Below are 19,600 nucleotides of genomic sequence, written 5' to 3'. Positions count from 1 at the left end.
CCGGCGGAGGATACACGTCATGGTTCGCTTCCCGGTTCGCAACGCGGCCATCGCCGTGGCGCTTCTGCCCGCCGTCGCGGGCTGCGGCTACAACACCATTCCGACCAAGCAGGAGCGGGCCGAGGCCGCCTGGGCGGATGTCCAGAGCCAGTATCAGCGCCGCGCCGATCTGATCCCCAATCTGGTCGCCACCGTCCAGGGCGCGGCTATCGCCGAACGCACAACCCTGACCCAGGTCGTCGAGGCCCGGGCCAGGGCCACCTCGGTCCAGGTGACGCCCGAAACCCTCAGCGACCCCGCCGCCTTCCAGGCCTTCCAGGCGGCGCAAGGGCAGCTGACCGGCGCCCTGTCGCGCCTGCTGGCCACGGTCGAGGCCTATCCGAACATCCAGTCGAACCAGAATTTCGTCCAGCTCCAGTCCCAGCTGGAGGGCACCGAGAACCGCATCACCATCGCCCGGCGCGACTACAATGAGGCGGTGCGCGACTATAACACCTCGCTGCGCACCTTCCCGACGGTGATCTGGGCCAAGACCTTCCAGTCCGGCTCCAAACCGATGCAGCTCTTCACCGCCTCGGCCGAGGCCCAGAGCGCGCCGACCGTCACCTTCAACGTCGGCCCAAATGTGCCGGCGGCAACGCCCGGCGGGACCGCCCCCGCCGTCACCCCGGGTTCCGCGCCGGCCCACTGATCGCCCATGAAGGCGCTCTCCTCCCCCCTGAAGGCGTTCGCGCTGCTGCTGGCCGTCTGGCTGGCGGCTGTGGTTCCGTCCTCCGCCCTCGCCGACCCCACCTTCCCCGCCCTCACCGGCCGGGTTGTTGACGGAGCCAACCTGCTCGAGCCCGCGACCGAGGCGGCCCTCGTCGCCAAACTGGAGAAGCTTGAGGCCGACACCGGCGATCAGCTGGTCGTGGTCACGCTCGACAGCCTCCAGGACTATGAGATCGAGGACTACGGCTATCGCCTGGGCCGCCACTGGGGCATCGGCGACAAGGACCACGACACCGGCGCCCTGCTGATCATCGCGCCGAACGAGCGCCGCGTGCGGATCGAGGTCGGCTATGGCCTCGAGCCCGTTCTGACCGACGCGATGTCGGCGCAGATCATCCAGAACCAGATCCTGCCCGCCTTCCGCACCGGGGGCTATGAGCGCGGCATCACCCAGGGCGTGGACGCCATCGTGGGCCAGCTGACCGCCGACCCGGCCGAGGCCCGCGCCCGCGCCGCGGCCGCCAAACCCCAGGAAGCCGGCATTCCGATCGGGCCGATCATCCTCGTGACCCTGGTCTTCCTCTTCATCCTGATCGGCATGATCCGCGCCTCCCACGGCGGCGGACGCCGGCGGCGCGGAAGCGGCATCGGCCCTGTCATCCTGTGGAGCGCGCTCGACGCCATGAGCCGTTCAGGGGGGAGTCGATCCGGCGGCGGGTTCGGAGGCGGTTTCGGCGGTGGCGGCGGCTTCTCGGGCGGCGGCGGCAGTTTCGGCGGCGGCGGGGCCTCAGGCGGATGGTGAAGCGCATCACTCCCGACGACCACGCCCGCATCGCGGCGGCGGTGGCCCAGGCCGAGACGCGGACCTCGGGCGAGATCTTCTGCGTCCTGGCCCGCCAGGTCTCCTCCTATCGCGACGTCAGTCTGGGCTGGGCGGCGGCGGCGGCCCTGATCCTGCCCATGCTGCTCATCCCCTTCAATTTCGACCCGGCCTGGTTCCCGGGCCTCGGCGACAGCTGGGAGACCGCCCATATGGCCGCCCGCGACGTCACCATCGGCAAGGCCCTGTCCGCCTATGCGGTGATCCAGGCGGCGGTGTTCGTCAGCGTGCTTCTGATCACCTGCTACCCGCCGGTCCAGCGGCTCGTCATCCCGCGCCGCGTGCGCCGCGCGCGGGTGCGCCGCGCCGCCCTTCAACAGTTCCTCGCCCACGGCCTGCATACGACCGAGCGGCGCACCGGCGTCCTGATCTTCGCCGCCCTGGCGGATCGTCAGGTCGAGATCGTCGCCGATGAAGGCATCCACTCCAGGGTCGACGCCGAGGTCTGGGGCCGCGCCGTCTCCGCCCTGACCAAGGCCCTGCGCGCCAACCGCCCCGCCGACGGCTTCGAGACGGCCATCGGCCTGACCGGAGACGTCCTCGCCGCCCACTTTCCTCCGAGGGCGAACAATCCCGACGAACTGCCGAACCGGCTGGTCGAAATCTGATCCCGTGACCGTTTTCAGACACGGCCTCGGCAGGGTCGCAATCGGGTTCGAATTGGCCTAGCAGTTCGCTCGCGTCATCGTCGCTGGACCGCATGCCCCGTCTTCTGACCTACAATGTCCACCGCTGCGTCGGCACCGACAAGCGTCTCGACATCGCCCGTATCGTGGGCGTCATCGCCGAGCACGAGCCCGACATCGTCTGCCTTCAGGAGCTGGACGTCGGCCGCGCCCGCACCGGCAACGTGGATCAGGCCGAGGCCATCGCCGCCGGCCTGGACATGAGCTTCCACTTCAACGCCGCCATGCTGATCGAGTCGGAGGAGTACGGCGACGCCCTGCTGACCCACCGGCCCGAGCGGCTGATCCGCAAGGGCGGTCTGCCGACCATCCGCGGCATTCCCGGGCTGGAGCCGCGCGGCGCCGTCTGGGCCGCCATCGACTTCGACGGCGTCGAGGTCAATGTCATCAACACCCACCTGGGCCTCGTCCCTCGCGAACAGAGGCTTCAGGCGGCCGCCCTGATGGGCAAGGACTGGCTGGGCCATCCTGACTGCACCGGGCCGACCATCCTGACCGGCGACTTCAACGCCACCTCGATCACCCGCCCCTATCAGACCCTGTGCCGCAACGGCTTCAGCGACTGCCAGCGCAAGCTCGGCCTCAAGCAGACAGTGAAGACCTTCCCTTCGGCCTTCCCGGCGATCCGCATCGACCACGCCTTCGTCAGCCCGCACATCCGCATCACGGGGGTGAAGGCGCCGTTCTCGCCCCTGGCGCGCGTGGCCTCGGACCATCTGCCGCTGGTCATCGACTTCGAGATCGAAGCCTGACTCCTACTCGGCCCGTTCCCGCAACTGGCTGAAGTTCCCGCCCGCGATCCGTTGTGACGGGTTACGCCGCTTCCACGGCCGCCAGGCGTTGTCGGACGACGAGGGATCGCCCAGCTGCCATTCGGCGATGAACCGCTCGACCCGCGACGGCGGCGTCGCGCCCAGCAACTCCATCCGTCCGGTGTCGAAGGTCCGGATCGCCTTGCCGGTCGAGCCCAGCACGGCCTCCGCCGCCGCGAAGTCCTTGGCCGAGACCCCGATGAAGTGACCGATGCTGCGATGGCGATAGGCGCGGATGGCGTCGCGGCCCGCCTGGTCCAGCGGCTCGGCGGCGATGTCGCACTCCGTATCCAGCCCCATCGACCGATTGTTCAGATTGGTCGAGCCGATCCGCAGCAGCCGGTCGTCGATGATCGAGACCTTGGCGTGGACGATGATCCGGTCCCCGTCCTCCGTGTGCGGGGCGAAGGCGTGGAAGCGGTCGTACTTGTCGGCGGCCTCCAGCCGGAACAGGACCTCGGACCGGGCGGTGTCCATGGTCATCTTGTCGAACCAGCTGGGGCTGTTGCCGGTCGAGACCAGCACCACCTCGGGCCCGTCCTCCTCGCCAAGCCGCTGGGCCAGGCAGGCGGCGATGGCCGGCGAGGTGAAATACTGGTTCTCCAGATAGATCAGCCTTTTCGCCTTCTGGATCGATTCCAGATGCAGGGCTTCGTTCTCGCGCACCTCGCCCCGCCCGCCCCACTTCGGCTCGCTGCGGGCGACGCCGACGGGGACGTTGGCCATGGTCACCGGCACGCCGTCAGGCCACGGGTCGTGATCGACCTCGTCGGGCACGGTCCGCTCCCAGGTCGCCCGGAACCAGCGTTCGCGCGCCAGATCGCCCAGCGCCCGCGCCGCCGCCCCGTCCATCACCGCCATGGTCTCATGCCGGGGCGCGCTGATCAGGCCCGACGGCATGCAGCGGCGCGGGTCGTGATCCAGATGCTCGGGCGAATCCCAGCGATCCACCGACACGTCGCCGCCGCCGCAGAAGGCGACCTTGTCGTCGATGATCACCACCTTCTGGTGATGGCAGGCGCCGATCGGCCCGGGTGAATCCAGCCGGAACTCGACCATCCGCTTCCTGAACCAGCGCTGGGCCTTGTGCGGATAGAAGCCTTGCGACGCCGCGATCAGCAGCGGCGACTTCCAGATCAGCAGCCGCACATCCAGCTCGGGCCGTGACCGCACCAGCATGCGCAACTGGTGGCCGATCTCCGCCTGCCGGTCGCCGGCGCGGGTCTCCGGGTCCAGCCGGGTGCGCGGATCGAACTGCCAGCCCAGCAGGACGATCGACCTCTGCGCCTTGGAGATCGCCGAGGCCAAGGCGTCGAAATAGGTCTCGTTCTCCATCAGGACGGCGAACCGGTCGGCCTGCTCCACGCGCCACACCGACCGGCCGGGGGCCAGCAGGCTGTCGGAATAGGCGTCTTCGGTTGCGGCCATTCGTCCGGTCTGAAGGATTCGCGTGACAACGGTGTTTTCGGGGACGCTTCGGAAATGTCGCCCGCACACGGAGCGCCACCCTGTGTCTTCCGTTCCACGCCCGGCGTAGATCGGTCAATGCCCGGCTCCGCTTCCTTGTGTGAACGCGGTTTTGGGAGCATAGAGGCCGCGCAGGTTTGGAACGCTGGCGAGGGAGGGTGTGATGCAGGCTTTGATCGAACTGATCGCCGGTTTCATCGCCATGCTGGCCGCCGCGGCCCTGGCCCAGTTCGGCGTCGATCTGCACAAGCCCAGCGCCCCGGAACGCGAGGTCCATCGCGTGGTCGACTGCCCCCAGTCGTCGCCGCGTTCGACGATGATCGCCACTCCGTCCGACCACTGCTGAAACACCGGTCTCAAAACGGGGACTAAGTCACGGACTCGCCTTTGCGGACGCGTCCCGAGCCGTTAGGGTTGTCGGGCCTGTTGCGCCGCTCCCGGCCACAGGCCGCCAGTCCGAGACCTACGCCTGATGAAATCCCGCCAGCGGCCGCCGCTCAATCTTCCCGAACCCGCTGTCGAGGATGCCGCGACGACGCCCGATCAAGCGCCCGCGCAGGAAACGCCCGAGGCCGTCGCTGCCGAGGAAGTCGCGACCGAGGCCGAGGCCCCGCTGGTGATCGACCGCCCCATCTCCGAACGCCGCCGTCGCCGCCTGCTGGAGGAGCAGCGCCAGGCCGAGGCCCGCGCCGCCGCTCGCGCCGAGGCCGAGGCCGCCCGCGCCCGTTTGGCCGCCGAACCCTTCGCTCCTATTCCTGACTTCGCGCCCGAGCCCGCTGAAGCCGCCGCCGACATCTTCGCCGACGCGCCGGAAGCCGTCGTCACCCCCGATTTCGCCCCCGCTCCGTTCGCCGAGAGCGCCGAGGCCCCGCCGGCCACGGTGGCCAGCCCGCCCGCCCCGGTCGCCGACACCGATGCTCCGACGACCGCCGCGACCATGACGCGCCTGTTCGAGGCCGCGCCCTCGGGCCGTTACGCCTATCTTCTGGCCGGCGTCGCCTCGGCCCTGTGGGTCGGCGGCGTCGCGTCCTGGGCCGCCTTCGAGGTCGGTTCGGGCGCCGCGGCGCTCGATCCCCTGCGTCTGGCCCTCTACGCCCTGATCGCCCTCGCCCCCGCCGGTCTGGCCGTCATGCTGGCCCACGCGGTGCGTCAGGGCGCCGGCCTGGCCGCCGAGACCCGCCGCGCGCGCAGTCTGGCCGAGGCCCTGGTCGCCCCGACGGCGCTGGCCGCCCAGCAGACCGGTCAGGTCCTGCTGACCCTGCGCAACGACATCGATCAGGCCGCCCTGGCCGCCGAGCGCGCCCGCAACGACATGGCCCTGCTGCGCGAGGTGCTCGTGCAGGAGACCAACCGCCTGAACGAGGCCGCCGAGACCGCCGGCCGCACCGCGCGCCGCCTGTCCGAACAGCTGGGCCGCGAGCGCGAGGGCATGCAGACCCTCGGCCTGCAGCTCGACACCCAGTCCGCCGGGGTGCTGGACGCGGTCGAGCGCCAGTCGCGCATGATCGTCGACGCCTCCGACCTGGCCCAGACCCAGCTGCGCGAGGCCGAGGCCGCCCTTGCCGCCCGCGCCGCCGACCTGGCCGCCGCTGCCGGCGAGGCCCAGGACGCCGCCCGTCTGGCCGCCGACGACCTGGCCCGCCAGACCCTGCGCCTCGAAAACACCGGCGCCGGCGTCGCCGAACAGATCCAGTCGGTCGAGGAAGGCCTCGGCCAGCAACGCGCCGCCCTGGTCACCGCCGCCTACGCCCTGCGCACCGATCAGGAGGACTTCTCCGCCCAGGTCGAGAGCCAGCGCGCCCAGCTGACCGAACAGCTCGACGCCGCCCGCACCGTCCACGCCGAACTGGGCGAGACCTCGGTCCGCTCGACCGAGTCGATCAAGGACCTCGTCGAGGCCGCCACCGACCAGTTCCGCGCCCTCGTCGACATGTCCCAGCGCGAGGCCGACGGGTTCGACGCCGCTACCAAGGTCTCGCTGGACCGCTTCGAGCACCTGGCCGCCGAGGCCCGCGACACCCTGGTCGAGGAGACCCGCCGGGCGCTGGCCGCCCTTCAGGCCACCGCCGAGGACAGCCGCATCGCCGCCGCCGACGCCGCCGGCCAGGCCCAGATCCGCGCCGACCGTCTCGGCGAGGCTCTGTTCGACGCCGCCCAGAAGGCCGACGCCGCCGCCGACAGCCGCATCGAGGGCGCCCGCCGCATCGTCAATGAGACCGCCGCCATGGTGGATCACGCCGGTCAGAACGCGATCGAGAAGCTCGAACGCACCATGGACCGGATGATCAAGGCGCTGGGCGAGGTCGACGCCTCGATCACCGACCTGGACGAACGCGCCGCCCGCCTGCCCGACGAGGCCCGCGCCCGCGCCGAGGACGTCCGCGCCACCGTCGAGGAAGGTCTCGCCGCCCTGGCCGCCGCTTCTCGGAAAGCCGCCGAGGACACCGAGGCTCTCGATATCGGCTTCCAGGAACGGGTCCGCCGCAACTACGACATGCTGACCGAGGCCGTGCGGCTGATGGGCGTGGTGTCGGGCGAACCGGTGTCTTCGCGTCGCCGCGAGCCCGCCCCTGCCCCCGAGTCCCGCCCGGCCGTGGCCGAGGAACGCGGCTTCGGCCTGCGCGGCCGCCTGCGGCTGGAGCCGACGGAAGAGGCCGCCCGGCGCGCCCCGCCGCCCGCGACCTCGGGGCCGCTCGATTGGTCCGACCTCGTCAGCGACGGCGCCCCCCCGCCCCCGGTCGAGCCCATGGACCTCGACCAGCCCATCATGCCGGCGGACGCGGACGCCATGGCGGACCGGATCACCGCCGCCATCCGCCGCATGGGTGTCGATCCCAACGCCCTCCTGCCTCGTTCGCGCGTCGAAGAGGCCGCCGAGGCCTTCGCCGGCCGCGATCCGGACCGGGCGCGCCAGATCGTCCGCCGCGTCGCTCCCGCCGCCGTACGCAGCGTCTCGCGCCGGGTGATGAGCGATCCGGAGCTGAAGTCAGACGCCGAACGCTATGTCCGCGCCTATGCCCAGAAGCTGGCCGGCGCCGCCCGTTCCGGTGACGGCCCGGGGGTTCTGTCGGCCCTGGCCACCGACCCGGGCCGGGCCTTCATGCTGCTGGACGCCGCCGTCGGCGATCTCGCCTGAGACACGAAGACCGCCGTTATTGCGTCGAGTGTGGCCGGAATCCGGCGCATTAAGGCTTGACGAAATCGTCCGCATGCCGACACCTGCGGCCTGCCTGTCACGACTTCGTCACACGCTCAGTAGGGTCCATGCTCGACACCGTCGCCGAGAAACAGCCCGACCGCCGGCCCGCCATAGTCATCTGCGCCTGGGACGCTGATGATCTGGCCTGGGACCCGGTCGAGGACCTGTCCGGCCAGCCCTGGAACCCCACGGGAGCCCGCACCGTGGCCATCCCGCCCGAAGACCCTGAACAGCTGGTCGCGACCCTCAGCCACAGCCTGCGCGATCCGTCGTGCCGCGCGGTGCTTCTCGTCGGCCGCACCCACAAGGCGGGCGGCTTCCGCGTCCAGATGCGCGCCGAGAACCGCGCCCTGAACGGCGACGGCGGCAAGCTGACCCATACCGGCCCCGCCATCGCCCGCGCCACCGCCCCCGTCGCGGATATCGTCCGTGCGCTGAACGCCGCGGGTCTGAACGCCGACGCCAGCTCGGACGGCGAGCATGATGTGGGCAGTTTTCTGCTCTACAGCATCCTGACCGCCCTGCCGGACAATGCCGACGTCCCGGCCATCGGCCTTCTGCGCGCGCCCGCCGACCTCTCGGCCGATGCGGTCCAGAAGGGCGTCAAGGCCGCCGCCGGCGCCATGGCCCGCAGCCTGTCTCCCCTGCCCCGCGCCCGACCCAATTAGGCCTTCGCCAGCGTCCGGCCGAGGCTGAACGCCGCCAGCGCCCCGACCGCCGCCATCCCCGCCATGGCCAGATAGCCCTTCACCCCGACGGCGTCGTACAGCGGCCCGGCCGCCAGCGTGGCCAGCCCGATCAGCACCCCGGCCGACAGCACCGAGCTCAGGGTCTGGGCCACCGTCTGGCTGCCCGGCGGGCTCAGCCGCTCGACCAGCTGCACCCCGGCCAGATAGGTCGCGGCGAAGCTCAGGGCGTGCAGGGTCTGCAGCGGCCACAGCAGCCACAGCGGCGGGGCGAAGGCCAGGGCCGTCCAGCGCAGCACCGCCGCTCCGGCCCCGATCCCCAGCACCGTCAACGGCCCGATGCCCGCCTTGCGCCGCCACGGCTCGCCCCACCACATGAAGCCGATCTCGACCACGACCGAGGCGGCCCAGAGCAAGCCCGTCATGTTCTCGGGAATGCCCTGCGCCTTCCACGCTATGGCCGAAAAGCCGTAGTAGAAGGCGTGGGCCGCCTGGACGCAGCCGACGGCGAAGATGGCGGTCATGAAGGCGCGGTTCCGAAGCAGCCGCCCCATCCCGGCGAACCGCGCCCAGCCCTTCGCGGGCTCGACTTCCCCCACCGGCGTATCGGCGACCGGCTCGGCCGGCAGCACCCACCGGGCGCAGATCGCCATGATCACGCTCGCGACGGCGATCCAGAGCAGCACCGCGTCCACCGGCGCCCGCACCAGCAGCGCCCCCATCAGCACATTGGCGCCCACGAACGACGCCGAGCCGAAGCCCCTCGGCACCGAAAAGACGAACCCCGCCCGTTTCGCCAGCCTCAGGGTCATGACGTCGCTCAGCGGAATGATCGAGCCGAAACACGTCGCCGCCACGAACCACAGCGGCGCCCACAGCCAGAAGCCCTGCACCAGCCCCGTCGCCGCATAGGCCAGGGCCGTGACCAGGGCCAGGATGGCGATGGCCGTCCTGCGATACCGGAACCCGTCGGCCCAGAGCGCGATCGCCGGCCCCGTCACCAGCCGCCCCAGCATGGGCGCCGCCAGCAGGGCCCCGATCTCGGCCCCGTCCAGCCCATGGGCATGGAACCACAGCCCCGCGAACGGCAGGCTGACCCCGTTGGCCCCGAACAGCAGCACATACTGGAGCCCCATCCGCCAGGCGGACCCTGGCGCGGGTGCGGGGAGAGACTCAGTGGCGGAATTCATGCGTTCCGATAGCAGACGGAACCGCGCCTGTGGGCTAGCGTGAAATCATGACAGTGAATCGCAACCTCGTCGTCTACGCCGCCTTCAACGGGGCCATGGCCGTGATGGTCGGGGCCTTCGCCGCCCACGGCGCCGGCCCGGCGGTGAAGACCCTGCTGACGACCGGCGCCCACTACCAGCTGGTCCACGCCGTCCTCGCCGTCGCCTGCGCCCTGTGGGGCGAGAAGCTGGCCGTCATCGCCGGCTGGCTGGCCGCGACCGGGGGTCTGATCTTCTGCCTGGCCCTCGCCTTCATCGCCCTGCTCAGCATGCCGGTCATGGGCGCGGTCGCCCCGATCGGCGGGGTTCTGATGATTGCGGGTTGGCTTTTGCTCGCCTTTGCCGCATTGCGGAAGACCTCCACCAACGCCTGAAATCGCAGAACCGAAAGCGTTTTTCCTTCCGATGGCCTTCACGATCCCCGACGCTCCCCGACGCGACCTCTATCCGGAGATCGAGCCCTTCGCCTCGGGCTGGATGAGCACCGGGACCGAGCACGAAATCTACTACGAGGAATGCGGCAATCCGCAGGGCAAGCCGGTCGTCGTTCTGCACGGCGGCCCCGGCGGGGCGGTCAATCCGGGCATGCGCCGCTACTTCGACCCGGCCAAATACCGCATCGTCCTGTTCGACCAGCGCGGCTGCGGCCGCTCGCGCCCCAACGCCTCGCTCGAGGACAACACCACCTGGACCCTGATCGAGGACATCGAGCGCCTGCGCGAACGCTGCGGTATCGAGAAGTGGTCGGTGTTCGGCGGCTCCTGGGGCTCCACCCTGTCGATGGCCTACGCCATCACCCATCCGGAACGGGTCGAGAGCCTGATCCTGCGCGGCATATTCCTGCTGACCAAGAAGGAGCTGCACTGGTTCTACCAGGACGGCGCCTCGATGATCTTCCCCGACGCCTGGGAGCGGTTCGTCGCCCCCATCCCGGAGGCCGAGCGCGGCGACCTGATGAGCGCCTACTACAAACGCCTCACCGGCGACGACAAGGCCGAGCGCGAGGCCTGCGCCGTCGCCTGGTCCAGCTGGGAGGGCGAGACCGTCAGCGTCGAGGGCCCCTCGGCCCGTCCCGACAAGTTTGCCGAGCCCGACTTCGCCCTGGCCTTCGCCCGCATCGAATGCTGGTACTTCGTCAACGGCGGCTTCTTCCCCTCGGAGAACTGGCTGCTCGAGAACATCGGCCGGATCCGCCACATCCCCTGCTGGATCGCCCAGGGCCGCTTTGACGTGGTCACGCCGATCTCCGGCGCCTGGTCCCTGCACCGCGCCTGGCCCGAGGCCAAACTCGACATCGTCCCCGACGCCGGCCACGCCTCGTCCGAACCCGGCATCATCGACAGCCTGATCCGCGCCACCGACTGGGCGTCGGGGCTCTGATCATCCCCTCTCCCATAGGGAGAGGGAGGGACCCGCGAACGCAGTGAGTGGGAGGGTGAGGGGTTATGCCCTCACCGGTTGGCGACAGAACCCCTCACCCTTTCGCGCCAGGACGACGGCTATCGCCGCCGTGCGCTCAAGCCCTCTCCCTCCGGGAGAGGGCGCCCTGAAGTCAGAAAATCCCGTGCCCCTTGGGCAGTTCGGCGTAGCGGTGCACCCGCGTGGCCATGACCAGGCCGAAGCCGATCATCACCGTCACCATCACGGTGCCGCCGTAGGACAGCAGCGGCATGGGCACGCCCACGACCGGCGCCAGCCCCATCACCATCGCCCCGTTGATCAGGACGTAAAGGGCGAAGGTCGAGGTCACCCCCGCCGACGCCATCCGCCCGAAGTGGCTGTGCGACAGCGAGGCGATACGCAGGGCGATCAGGATGATGCCGGCGTAGCAGAGCAGCAGGGTGATCGAGCCGACAAAGCCGAACTCCTCGGACACCGCCGCGAAGATGAAGTCGGTCTGCTTCTCGGGCAGGAACTCCAGCTGGCTCTGGCTGCCCAGGCCAAAGCCCTTTCCCAGCAGGCCGCCGGAGCCCAGGGCGATCTTGGACTGGACGATGTGATAGCCGTTGCCGCTGGGATCGCCCTCGGGATTGAGGAAGGTCAGGATCCGGTTGCGCTGATAGTCGTGCATGCCGAACATGATGTAGGGCACGCCGCCGACCACGGCCGCGACGGCCGCCGCGGCGATCACCTTCCAGTCCAGCCCGGCCATGAACATCATCGCCGCCCCGGTCAGGCCGATCAGCATGGCCGTGCCCAGGTCCGGCTGGTGCGCGACCAGCAGGAAGGGCGCGCCGATGATCAGTACGGGGAAGATCAGCTTCCAGCTGAACCGCGCGTCCTGGGCCGAGGCCCCGTGGTACCAGCGCGCCAGGGCCAGAACGACGCCGATCTTCATGATCTCCGACGGCTGGAAGCTGAACGGTCCGACCGACAGCCAGCGCTGGGCGCCCAGACGCACGTCGCCGACCGCCTCGACCGCCACCAGCAGGATCAGGCCGACCGCATAGACCGGCCAGGCGGCGCGGAACCAGTAGCGCGGGTCGATCATCGACAGGCCCAACATCAGGGCCAGACACAGGGCGAAGCGGATGATGTGCTTGATCGCCCACGGCTCCCACGAGCCGCCGGCGACCGAATAGAGCATGGCCGTGCCGGCGCCCGCGACGGCGCACAGCAGGGCGACGAAGCGCCAGTCGATCTCGCTGATCTTGGTCGAGATCCGGTCGCGTTCGCCGGGACGGGTCAGGGCGGAAGCGGTCATTGCGGGGCCTGATAAGGACGCGGGCCGGTGGTCGTTGAAGGCGCGGGGGCCGGAGCCGGAGCCGCGTCGGGCACGGCGGCGCCCTCGACGATCTCGTCAGGCGCGGCGCCGAAGTTCGGATCTTCCGTGACCGGTCCGGTTGGTTCCGGCGGCGGCGGACGCGTGATCCGCGCGCGCATCTCCGGATCCTTCAGCAGAACCGTGCGCATGACCTCGCGGGCGCGCGGGGCGCCGGCCGTGGCCCCGCCCTTGCCCCCGTGCTCGACGATCACCGCCACGGCATAGCGCGGCGCGTCCACCGGGGCGAAGGCGATGAACAGGTTGTGGTCCTTCTCGGCCCAGACGTTCGACTTGCGGCTGCCCGAGCCGTAGTTGCGGGTCTGGGCCGTGCCGGTCTTGCCGGCCATCTGGATGTCGCCCAGCCCCAGCTGCGACTGGCGGTAGGCGGTGCCGGAGGTGTCGTTGGCCACCGCGATCATGCCCTGGCGCACGATCTCGATATGGGCCGGATCGAACGGCAGGTCGGGCACGTCGCCGCCCGAGGGCCGCTCCTTGCCGCCCACCGACTTGATCAGACGCGGCAGGATGGCCTTCTTCCCGTTGGCCAGGCGCGACGTATAGACGGCCAGCTGCAGGGCGTTGACCAGCACCGCCCCCTGGCCGATCGCCACGGAAGTGGTCTCGCCGGGGTGCCAGACGGGGTCGCGCTTGAAGGTCCGCCGCTTCCAGTCCGTGGACGGCAGCAGGCCCTTGCGCTGGTTGTCGACCCCGATGTCGAACTCGTGCTCGAAGCCCATCTTCAGGCCCGTGTCGCGGATCAGGTCGACGCCCGCCCGGTTGCACAGGGTGTAGAAGTAGACATCGCAGGAGTTCTTGATCGCATTGTGCATGTCCTGCGGGCCGTGACGGCCCCAGCAGCGCTGGATGCGGTTGCCGTTCCGGAAGGCGCCGGTGCAGACGATGCGGATCGACGGGTCCACCCCGGCGCGCAGCAGGGCCAGGGCGGTGTTGGGCTTGAAGGTCGAGCCGGGCGGGAAGTTGCCGTTGATGGTCTTGTCCAGCAGCGGCTTGCGCTCATAGTCGCGCAGGGCCGAATAGACCCGCGACGGCACCCCGCCGACGAACAGATTCGGATCGAACGACGGCGCCGAGGTCATGCACAGAATGTCGCCGTTGCGGACGTCCATCACCACACAGGCGCCGCTCTCGTCGCCGAAGACCTCCAGCGCCCGGTTCTGCACGTCGGCGTCCAGGGTCAGGACCACGTCCTCGCCGTTGACGGCCGGTCGCGAGCCGCCGACGTCGGTGGCCACGACCCGGCCATGGGCGTCCACCTCGACCCGGGTGCCGCCCGCCTGACCGCGCAGATCGGCGTCCAGCGCCTTCTCGATGCCCGACCGGCCGATCCGGAAACCGGGATTGTAGAGGATTTCCGGCGGGGTCTCGCCGCGCTTCTTGATGCCCTCGATGTCGCGGTCGGTGACCTTGGCCACATAGCCGATGACGTGGGCGAAGGCTCCCGCGTAGGGATAGAACCGCGCCTCGTTCATGTCCGTCATCACCCCCGGCAGCTCGGGGGCGTAGAGGTTGACCTTGGCGAACTCTTCCCAGCTCAGGTCGCTCTTGACCGGCACGGGCGAGGACGGACGCGCGGCGTTGACCTCGCGGATGATCGAGCGGCGACGGTCGACCGTGTCGGGCATCAGCCGGCCCAGCAGGTCCAGCGTCGTGTCCAGGTCCTTGGTCTCGTCGCGCACGACCAGGACGCGGAAGCTCGGCCGGTTGCCGGCGATGACCACCCCGTTGCGGTCCAGGATGCGCCCGCGCGGCGGCGGCACCAGGCGGAAGTTGAACTGGTTGTTGGTCGCGAGGGTCGCGTATTCCTTGGCCTGGACCACCTGCAGCTGGCCCAGACGCGTGGCCAGGGCGCCGATACCCAGCGCCGTCAGCCCGCCCACGACGAACGTCCGCCGCAGGAACGAGCCCTGCCGCTCGTTGACGTCCGAAAAGAAGATCGAGGGTTCGCTGCTCATCGGAAACGGGTGTCGCCGTCATCGAAGCGCTGGATCATCCAGTTGGCGACGGGAAACAGAAGCAAGGTCGGGATCAACTGGCCCAGCAGCGCCAGGATGCTCGGCGCGTTCACGGCGTCCAGACTGACGATCAGATAGGTCAGGAAGAAGGCCAGAAGGGTGCAGCAGCCGTACCAGACGAACAGCACCTGGGTCTCCTGCCCGGCCAGCAGGTTGCGCGACAGCAGGACGACGCCATAGACGGCCAGCAAGCTCAGCGGCCAGACGCCCAGCATCCCGCCCCACAGCAGGTCGACGAACAGCCCGGTCAGGAACAGGGCCACAGGCGCGATCATCGACGGCCGAACCAGAGGCCAGGCGAAGGCCAGGATCATCGGCAGGACCGGCTCGGGCAGCTTCAGCCCGAACATCTCCACCGGGGTAGCCAGGACGATGGTCGCGCCGATCACCGCCAGGGCGGGATAGAGGATCCACTCCACAGGGCCGACGACACGGACCGCGGCGGGCCGTTTCACAGCGCGCCTCCCGGCGTTTGCGGCGCTGTCTGGGCGGGCGGCGCGGCAGGACGGGGTGCGGCCGGCGCGGGCGTGGCAGCCGGGGGCGGAGCCGCGGTGGCGGCCCGGGCGCGGGCGGCGGCGGCGTCACGCTGGGCCGCGCGGCGAGCGGCGGCGTCGTCGATGGCGGCGGCCTCGGCCGCATCCGGAGCCGGGGCAGTGCCCAGGCCGGCCAGGGGCGCGGCGTTCAGGCTCTCGGGGTTCACCAGCTGGCCGAAGTCCTGGAACAGCAGCACACGCACATAATCGATGGCGCCCCGGTCGCTGAACAGCTTGACCCGCCAGGAGCCGTCGATGCCCTTGGCCGCCACCCCGATCGGCACGCCGCGCGGGAAGCCGCCGCCGTCGCCGGAGCTCAGCACCCGGTCCCCGGCCTGCAGGGCGCCGACGCCGCGGATATATTCAAGACGCGGATTGCCGCTGCCGTCGCCGGTCAGCATGGCGCGGGCGTCGGTGCGGTCGATCAGGACAGGCGTGCGGCTGGCCACATCGGTCAGCAGCAGCATGCGGCTGACGCCGCCGGTCGTGCCGACGATGCGCCCCACCAGGCCGTGTTCGTTGATGACGGGGTTGCCGATCCGCACGCCCTTGGCGGAGCCGGCGTCGATCAGACGGGCGTTGACGAAGGGACCGCGCGCGTCGGACACCGACCGCGCCGTGACCATGGCCACCGCCGGCTCAGTCCTCAGACCCAGCATGGCCTCATAGCGGGCGTTGACGTTCTTCAGGGCGATGGCCTGGTCGCGCCAGGGCTGCAGCTCGGCGACCTCGGCCTTCAATCGGCGGTTCTCGGAGACGGCGAAGAAATAGCCTTTCACCCCGTCAGTCAGGGCCCCGGCCCAGCGCACGGGTGCCGCCAGCACCCCGCTGACCGGCCCCATCACCGCATCGAAGCCGGCGCGGACAGGGGTGTAGCTGTCGTGATCGCGCACATCGCGCCGGTCGCTGACGATCAGGGCCAGGGATGCGATCACGACAACGATCACCGCGGCCGCGGCGGTCCACGCCAGCGGCACCTTGAGGTTCTCGAACGGTCCGTCGCGAAACGCCACGGCTGCCTTTCCGGTGAAGGTGGAATCAGCGGGACGCCCCCCGCCGACATCGCAGCCTATTGCAAAATACAGGCCGCTTGGAAACCGTGCAAAACGTAAGAGCGGCGGGGATTTGCGGCTACGCTCGCCGCCCTCCCCGCCCGGGGCTCACCGACCGGCTTAAAGGGCCGAGTCGAGCACGCCCTTCATCCAGCGCGGATGCTCCAGCACGCGGCCGCAGCCGATGGCCACGCACGACAGCGGATCGTCGGCGACCGAGACCGGCAGGCCCGTGTGGTCGCGGATTTCCGCGTCCAGGCCGCGCAGCAGGGCGCCGCCGCCCGTCAGCATGATGCCCTTGTCGGCGATGTCGGCGGCCAGTTCTGGCGGCGTCGCTTCCAGGGCCACCTTCACGGCGTCGATGATCTGCGACACCGGCTCGGCCAGGGCTTCGGCGGCCTGACGCTCCGAGATGCGGACCTCGCGCGGCACGCCCTGCATCAGGTCGCGGCCCTTGACCTCGATCGACAGGCCTTCGCCGTCGGCCGGGATACGGGCGGTGCCGATGTCCTTTTTGATCCGCTCGGCGGTCGTTTCGCCGATCAGCAGGTTATGGTTGCGGCGCATGTAGCTGATGATGCTGTCGTCCATCTTGTCGCCGCCGACGCGGACCGACTTGGAATAGACGATGCCCGACAGCGACAGGACGGCGACCTCGGTCGTGCCGCCACCGATGTCGACAACCATCGAACCGGTCGGCTCATGGATCGGCAGGCCGGCGCCGATCGCGGCGGCCATCGGCTCGTCGATCAGGCCAACGCGGCGGGCCGAGGCGTTCAGGCAGCTGTCGTTGATCGCGCGGCGCTCGACGGCGGTGGCGCCCGACGGCACGCAGACGATGATCTTCGGGTTCACGAATCCGCGGCGGTTATGAACCTTGCGGATGAAGTGCTTGATCATTTCCTCGGCGACCTCGAAGTCGGCGATGACCCCGTCGCGCATCGGACGGATGGCTTCCATATGGCCCGGGGTGCGGCCCAGCATCTGCTTGGCCTCGATGCCGACGGCATGGACGATCTTGCGGCCGCCGACGTTGCGCAGGGCCACGACCGAGGGCTCATTCAGGACAATGCCCTTGCCCTTCATATAGATAAGGGTGTTGGCGGTGCCCAGATCCATCGCGATGTCGTTGGAGATCGCGCCGAAGAGGTGTGAAAACATGGGGGTCGGTTACCGTCTGGTTCGGGCCTGAAGGGGCGTTCTTTATGTTCGACCGGCCCTGGCGACGCCCCGCCGCGCGCATCCCCATACGCGCAACATACTGATCGTCTTTCGCCTGACCGGCAGGAGCGTCGTTTGCCTGTATGAGACGGCGATTACAAGCCCTGATCCCCCCTCGGGCGAGAGGATCGATCACGTCCCGGTTACGGCTCTGCTTGGCTTAGAGCGGCGCCGTAGGGTCCCCGCCCCTCCCGGACCCGCGTTCGGCGCCCGCACCTTCAAACCGTATACGGACGACAGGTCGTGTCCGGACGGATTTCAATCGCCGCGCGCGGCCTCGCGACGCTTCACGATCTCGCGCACGGCCAGCATCAGGCCCAGCCAGACGACGGCCACCCCGGCCAGAATCAGCGAGGTCCAGACCCCGTCGCCACTGACCGCCGTCATGAAGGATCCGCCGAAGAAGGCGACCAGCGCCGTCTTGGGCAGCACCCCGAGGGCACACCCGCCCAGGAAGCCCCAGAAGTTCGCCCGCGCCGCGCCGAAGGCCATGTTCACGACGATGAAGGGCGCCGAGGGCACGTTGCGGATCATGAAGCTGGCATAGAAGGCGTTCTGGCCCACGAACCGGGTCATCCGCCCCATGGTCTTGCCGCCGAACCGCTCGACGAACCGCGCCGTCGGTCCGCGCCCCAGCCAATAGGTCGCCGCCGCCGAGGCCACCGTCGCGATCCAGCTGTAGGCGAAGCCGAACCACGGCCCGAAGGCGACCACGCAGGCCGCGATCAGGATGAACTGGGGCACGCCCAGAAACGCCGACAGGGTGAACAGCAGGATCGCCGCGAACAGCCCCCACGGCCCGCTCCGGAACCCGGTCAGCCATTGCTCCAGCCGCGCCTCCGCCCCTTCCGCCCCATGTCCCAGCCCCAGCGAGGACTTCCCGATCGCGAACAGGCCCACGATCACTGCGAACAGCAGCAACGTCGCCAGCAGCGCCCGCCAGCGCTTGCTCTCCATGTTCAGGAAAAAATCGAGGATCGGACGCATCATCGGGCGGGAATAGCACCGCTGGACGCTTTTCCGCGAGCGCCACGGTTTTCAGCGTCACATCATCTGCGTAAAGAAGCCCGCCGCCTTCCTCCTCCAGGCTCCGGGATCTGCTCATGTCCACGCTCCAGTCCGACGCCCTCGCCCGCGTCAAGCCGTCCGCCACCATCGCGGTCAGCGCCAAGGCCCGCGCCCTCGCCGCCGCCGGTCGCGACATCATCGGCCTGGGCGCCGGCGAGCCGGACTTCGACACCCCGGACAACATCAAGGCCGCGGCCATCGTCGCCATCCACAACGGCGAGACGAAGTACACCGACGCCGACGGCATGCCCGCGCTCAAGAAGGCCATCTGCGCCAAGTTCGCGCGCGAGAACGGCCTGACCTACGACGTGTCGCAGATCCACGTCGCCCCGGGCGGCAAGCCGGTCATCTTCAACGCCCTGGTCGCCACCCTGAACCCGGGCGACGAGGTCATCGTCCCGGCCCCCTACTGGGTCTCCTACCCCGACATGACCCTGCTGGCAGGGGGCGAGCCCGTCTTCGTGACCGGCGAGGAGAAGGACGGCTTCAAGCTGCGTCCCGAGGTGCTGGAAGCCGCGATCACGCCGAAGACCAAGTGGCTGATCCTCAACTCCCCGTCGAACCCGACCGGCGCCGCCTACACCCGCGCCGAGCTCCAGGCCCTCGCCGACGTCCTGCTGCGTCACCCTCAGGTCTGGATCCTGACGGACGACATGTATGAGCACCTGACCTTCGGCGACTTCGAATACACGACCATCGCCCAGGTCGAACCGAAGCTCTACGACCGCACCCTGACGGTGAACGGCGTGTCCAAGGCCTATGCCATGACCGGCTGGCGCATTGGTTACGCCGGCGGCCCCAAGGCCCTGATTGACCTGATGCGCAAGGTCGCCAGCCAGACGACCTCCAACCCGACCTCGATCAGCCAGTTCGCCGCCGTCGAGGCCCTGAACGGAACCCAGGACTTCCTCGCGCCGCGCAAGGACGCCTTCGAGAAGCGCCGCGACCTGGTCGTCTCCATGCTGAACCAGGCGACGGGCATTACCTGCCTGACGCCCGAGGGCGCCTTCTACGTCTATCCCTCGATCGCGGGCCTGATCGGCAAGAAGACCCCCTCCGGCGTGACCATCACCGACGACGAGGTCTTCACCTCCGAACTGCTGGAGGCCGAGGGCGTGGCCGTGGTCCAGGGCGCGGCCTTCGGCCTCAGCCCCTACTTCCGCATCAGCTACGCGACCTCGGAAACCATCCTGGAAGAGGCCTGCGGCCGGATTCAGCGTTTCGCCGCCAGCCTGACCTGAAATTGCACCCAAAGCGTC

At 69.7% G+C, this 19,600-nt stretch carries 18 protein-coding genes; 10 read left to right on the top strand and 8 right to left on the bottom strand.

Going from position 1 to position 19,600, the window contains the following annotated elements; all coding sequences use genetic code 11:
- Nucleotides 1-19 precede the first annotated feature (19 nt).
- From ACW172_RS16175 to ACW172_RS16160, 4 genes are all read left to right on the top strand, one after another.
- Nucleotides 20-691 carry a LemA family protein gene (locus tag ACW172_RS16175; RefSeq protein WP_492032461.1) on the top strand — a complete coding sequence of 224 codons (672 nt, stop codon included), beginning with the start codon at nt 20-22 and terminating at the stop codon, nt 689-691.
- A 6-nt stretch (nt 692-697) separates the two neighbouring features.
- Entirely contained in the window at nt 698-1,513 is an 816-nt protein-coding gene (locus tag ACW172_RS16170; protein WP_492032460.1) for a TPM domain-containing protein, read from the top strand.
- Nucleotides 1,507-2,199, top strand: coding sequence for a TPM domain-containing protein (locus ACW172_RS16165; RefSeq protein WP_492032459.1), 693 nt, complete (start codon nt 1,507-1,509; stop codon nt 2,197-2,199). The genes ACW172_RS16170 and ACW172_RS16165 overlap by 7 nt, the downstream gene beginning before the upstream one ends.
- 92 nt (nt 2,200-2,291) lie before the next feature.
- Nucleotides 2,292-3,029, top strand: a complete 738-nt coding sequence (locus ACW172_RS16160; protein WP_492032458.1) for an endonuclease/exonuclease/phosphatase family protein — start codon at nt 2,292-2,294, stop codon at nt 3,027-3,029.
- A 3-nt stretch (nt 3,030-3,032) separates the two neighbouring features.
- On the opposite strand, the gene ACW172_RS16155 is transcribed toward ACW172_RS16160, so the two are convergent.
- The gene (locus ACW172_RS16155; RefSeq protein WP_492032457.1) at nt 3,033-4,517 is read right to left on the bottom strand and encodes a phospholipase D-like domain-containing protein; all 1,485 of its coding nucleotides are present in this window, start codon (nt 4,515-4,517) and stop codon (nt 3,033-3,035) included.
- 202 nt (nt 4,518-4,719) lie between these two features.
- Between ACW172_RS16155 and ACW172_RS16150 the strand changes: the two genes are divergently transcribed.
- The 3 genes from ACW172_RS16150 to ACW172_RS16140 all read left to right on the top strand — a co-directional run bounded on the left by ACW172_RS16150 (nt 4,720) and on the right by ACW172_RS16140 (nt 8,423).
- Entirely contained in the window at nt 4,720-4,902 is a 183-nt protein-coding gene (locus tag ACW172_RS16150) for a hypothetical protein (protein WP_492032456.1), read from the top strand.
- A 126-nt stretch (nt 4,903-5,028) separates the two neighbouring features.
- A complete protein-coding gene (locus ACW172_RS16145) occupies nt 5,029-7,692 on the top strand; it encodes a coiled-coil domain-containing protein (protein ID WP_492032455.1) in 2,664 nt (887 codons plus the stop codon).
- A 128-nt stretch (nt 7,693-7,820) separates the two neighbouring features.
- Complete coding sequence (locus ACW172_RS16140; protein WP_492032454.1) at nt 7,821-8,423, top strand: C15 family peptidase; 603 nt, start codon at nt 7,821-7,823, stop codon at nt 8,421-8,423.
- Here ACW172_RS16140 and ACW172_RS16135 read toward each other — a convergent pair.
- A complete protein-coding gene (locus ACW172_RS16135) occupies nt 8,420-9,577 on the bottom strand; it encodes an MFS transporter (protein ID WP_492032453.1) in 1,158 nt (385 codons plus the stop codon). The two genes, ACW172_RS16140 and ACW172_RS16135, sit on opposite strands and share 4 nt — an antisense overlap.
- Before the next feature lie 101 nt (nt 9,578-9,678).
- Here ACW172_RS16135 and ACW172_RS16130 point away from each other — a divergent pair, with 101 nt between their 5' ends.
- Nucleotides 9,679-10,044 (top strand): DUF423 domain-containing protein, encoded by a 366-nt coding sequence (locus ACW172_RS16130; RefSeq protein ID WP_492032452.1) that lies wholly within the window; start codon nt 9,679-9,681, stop codon nt 10,042-10,044.
- A gap of 31 nt (nt 10,045-10,075) precedes the next feature.
- The gene (gene pip, locus ACW172_RS16125) at nt 10,076-11,050 is read left to right on the top strand and encodes a prolyl aminopeptidase (RefSeq protein ID WP_492032451.1); all 975 of its coding nucleotides are present in this window, start codon (nt 10,076-10,078) and stop codon (nt 11,048-11,050) included.
- 172 nt (nt 11,051-11,222) lie between these two features.
- Here the strand turns inward: pip and rodA are convergent, their stop codons facing one another.
- From rodA to ACW172_RS16095, 6 genes are all read right to left on the bottom strand, one after another.
- On the bottom strand, nt 11,223-12,374 hold the full coding sequence (gene rodA, locus ACW172_RS16120; RefSeq protein WP_492032450.1) for a rod shape-determining protein RodA: 1,152 nt from the start codon (nt 12,372-12,374) through the stop codon (nt 11,223-11,225).
- Nucleotides 12,371-14,407: a penicillin-binding protein 2 gene (gene mrdA / locus ACW172_RS16115; RefSeq protein ID WP_492032449.1), complete on the bottom strand. Its 2,037-nt coding sequence runs from the start codon at nt 14,405-14,407 to the stop codon at nt 12,371-12,373. The genes rodA and mrdA overlap by 4 nt, the downstream gene beginning before the upstream one ends.
- Entirely contained in the window at nt 14,404-14,922 is a 519-nt protein-coding gene (locus ACW172_RS16110; protein WP_492032448.1) for a hypothetical protein, read from the bottom strand. The genes mrdA and ACW172_RS16110 overlap by 4 nt, the downstream gene beginning before the upstream one ends.
- Entirely contained in the window at nt 14,919-16,013 is a 1,095-nt protein-coding gene (mreC, locus tag ACW172_RS16105; protein WP_492032447.1) for a rod shape-determining protein MreC, read from the bottom strand. Before mreC ends, ACW172_RS16110 begins: the two co-directional genes overlap by 4 nt.
- A gap of 159 nt (nt 16,014-16,172) precedes the next feature.
- Nucleotides 16,173-17,213, bottom strand: coding sequence for a rod shape-determining protein (locus ACW172_RS16100; protein WP_207932273.1), 1,041 nt, complete (start codon nt 17,211-17,213; stop codon nt 16,173-16,175).
- Between the two features lie 318 nt (nt 17,214-17,531).
- Complete coding sequence (locus ACW172_RS16095; RefSeq protein ID WP_492032446.1) at nt 17,532-18,263, bottom strand: TVP38/TMEM64 family protein; 732 nt, start codon at nt 18,261-18,263, stop codon at nt 17,532-17,534.
- 113 nt (nt 18,264-18,376) lie between these two features.
- On the opposite strand from ACW172_RS16095, the gene ACW172_RS16090 reads away from it, so the two are divergent.
- The gene (locus ACW172_RS16090; RefSeq protein ID WP_492032445.1) at nt 18,377-19,582 is read left to right on the top strand and encodes a pyridoxal phosphate-dependent aminotransferase; all 1,206 of its coding nucleotides are present in this window, start codon (nt 18,377-18,379) and stop codon (nt 19,580-19,582) included.
- Nucleotides 19,583-19,600: the final 18 nt, after the last annotated feature.

The organism is Brevundimonas sp. ALps5, assembly GCF_058681645.1.
Note: the sequence above shows the minus strand (reverse complement) of the source record. Positions and strands in the feature narration are given on the sequence as shown.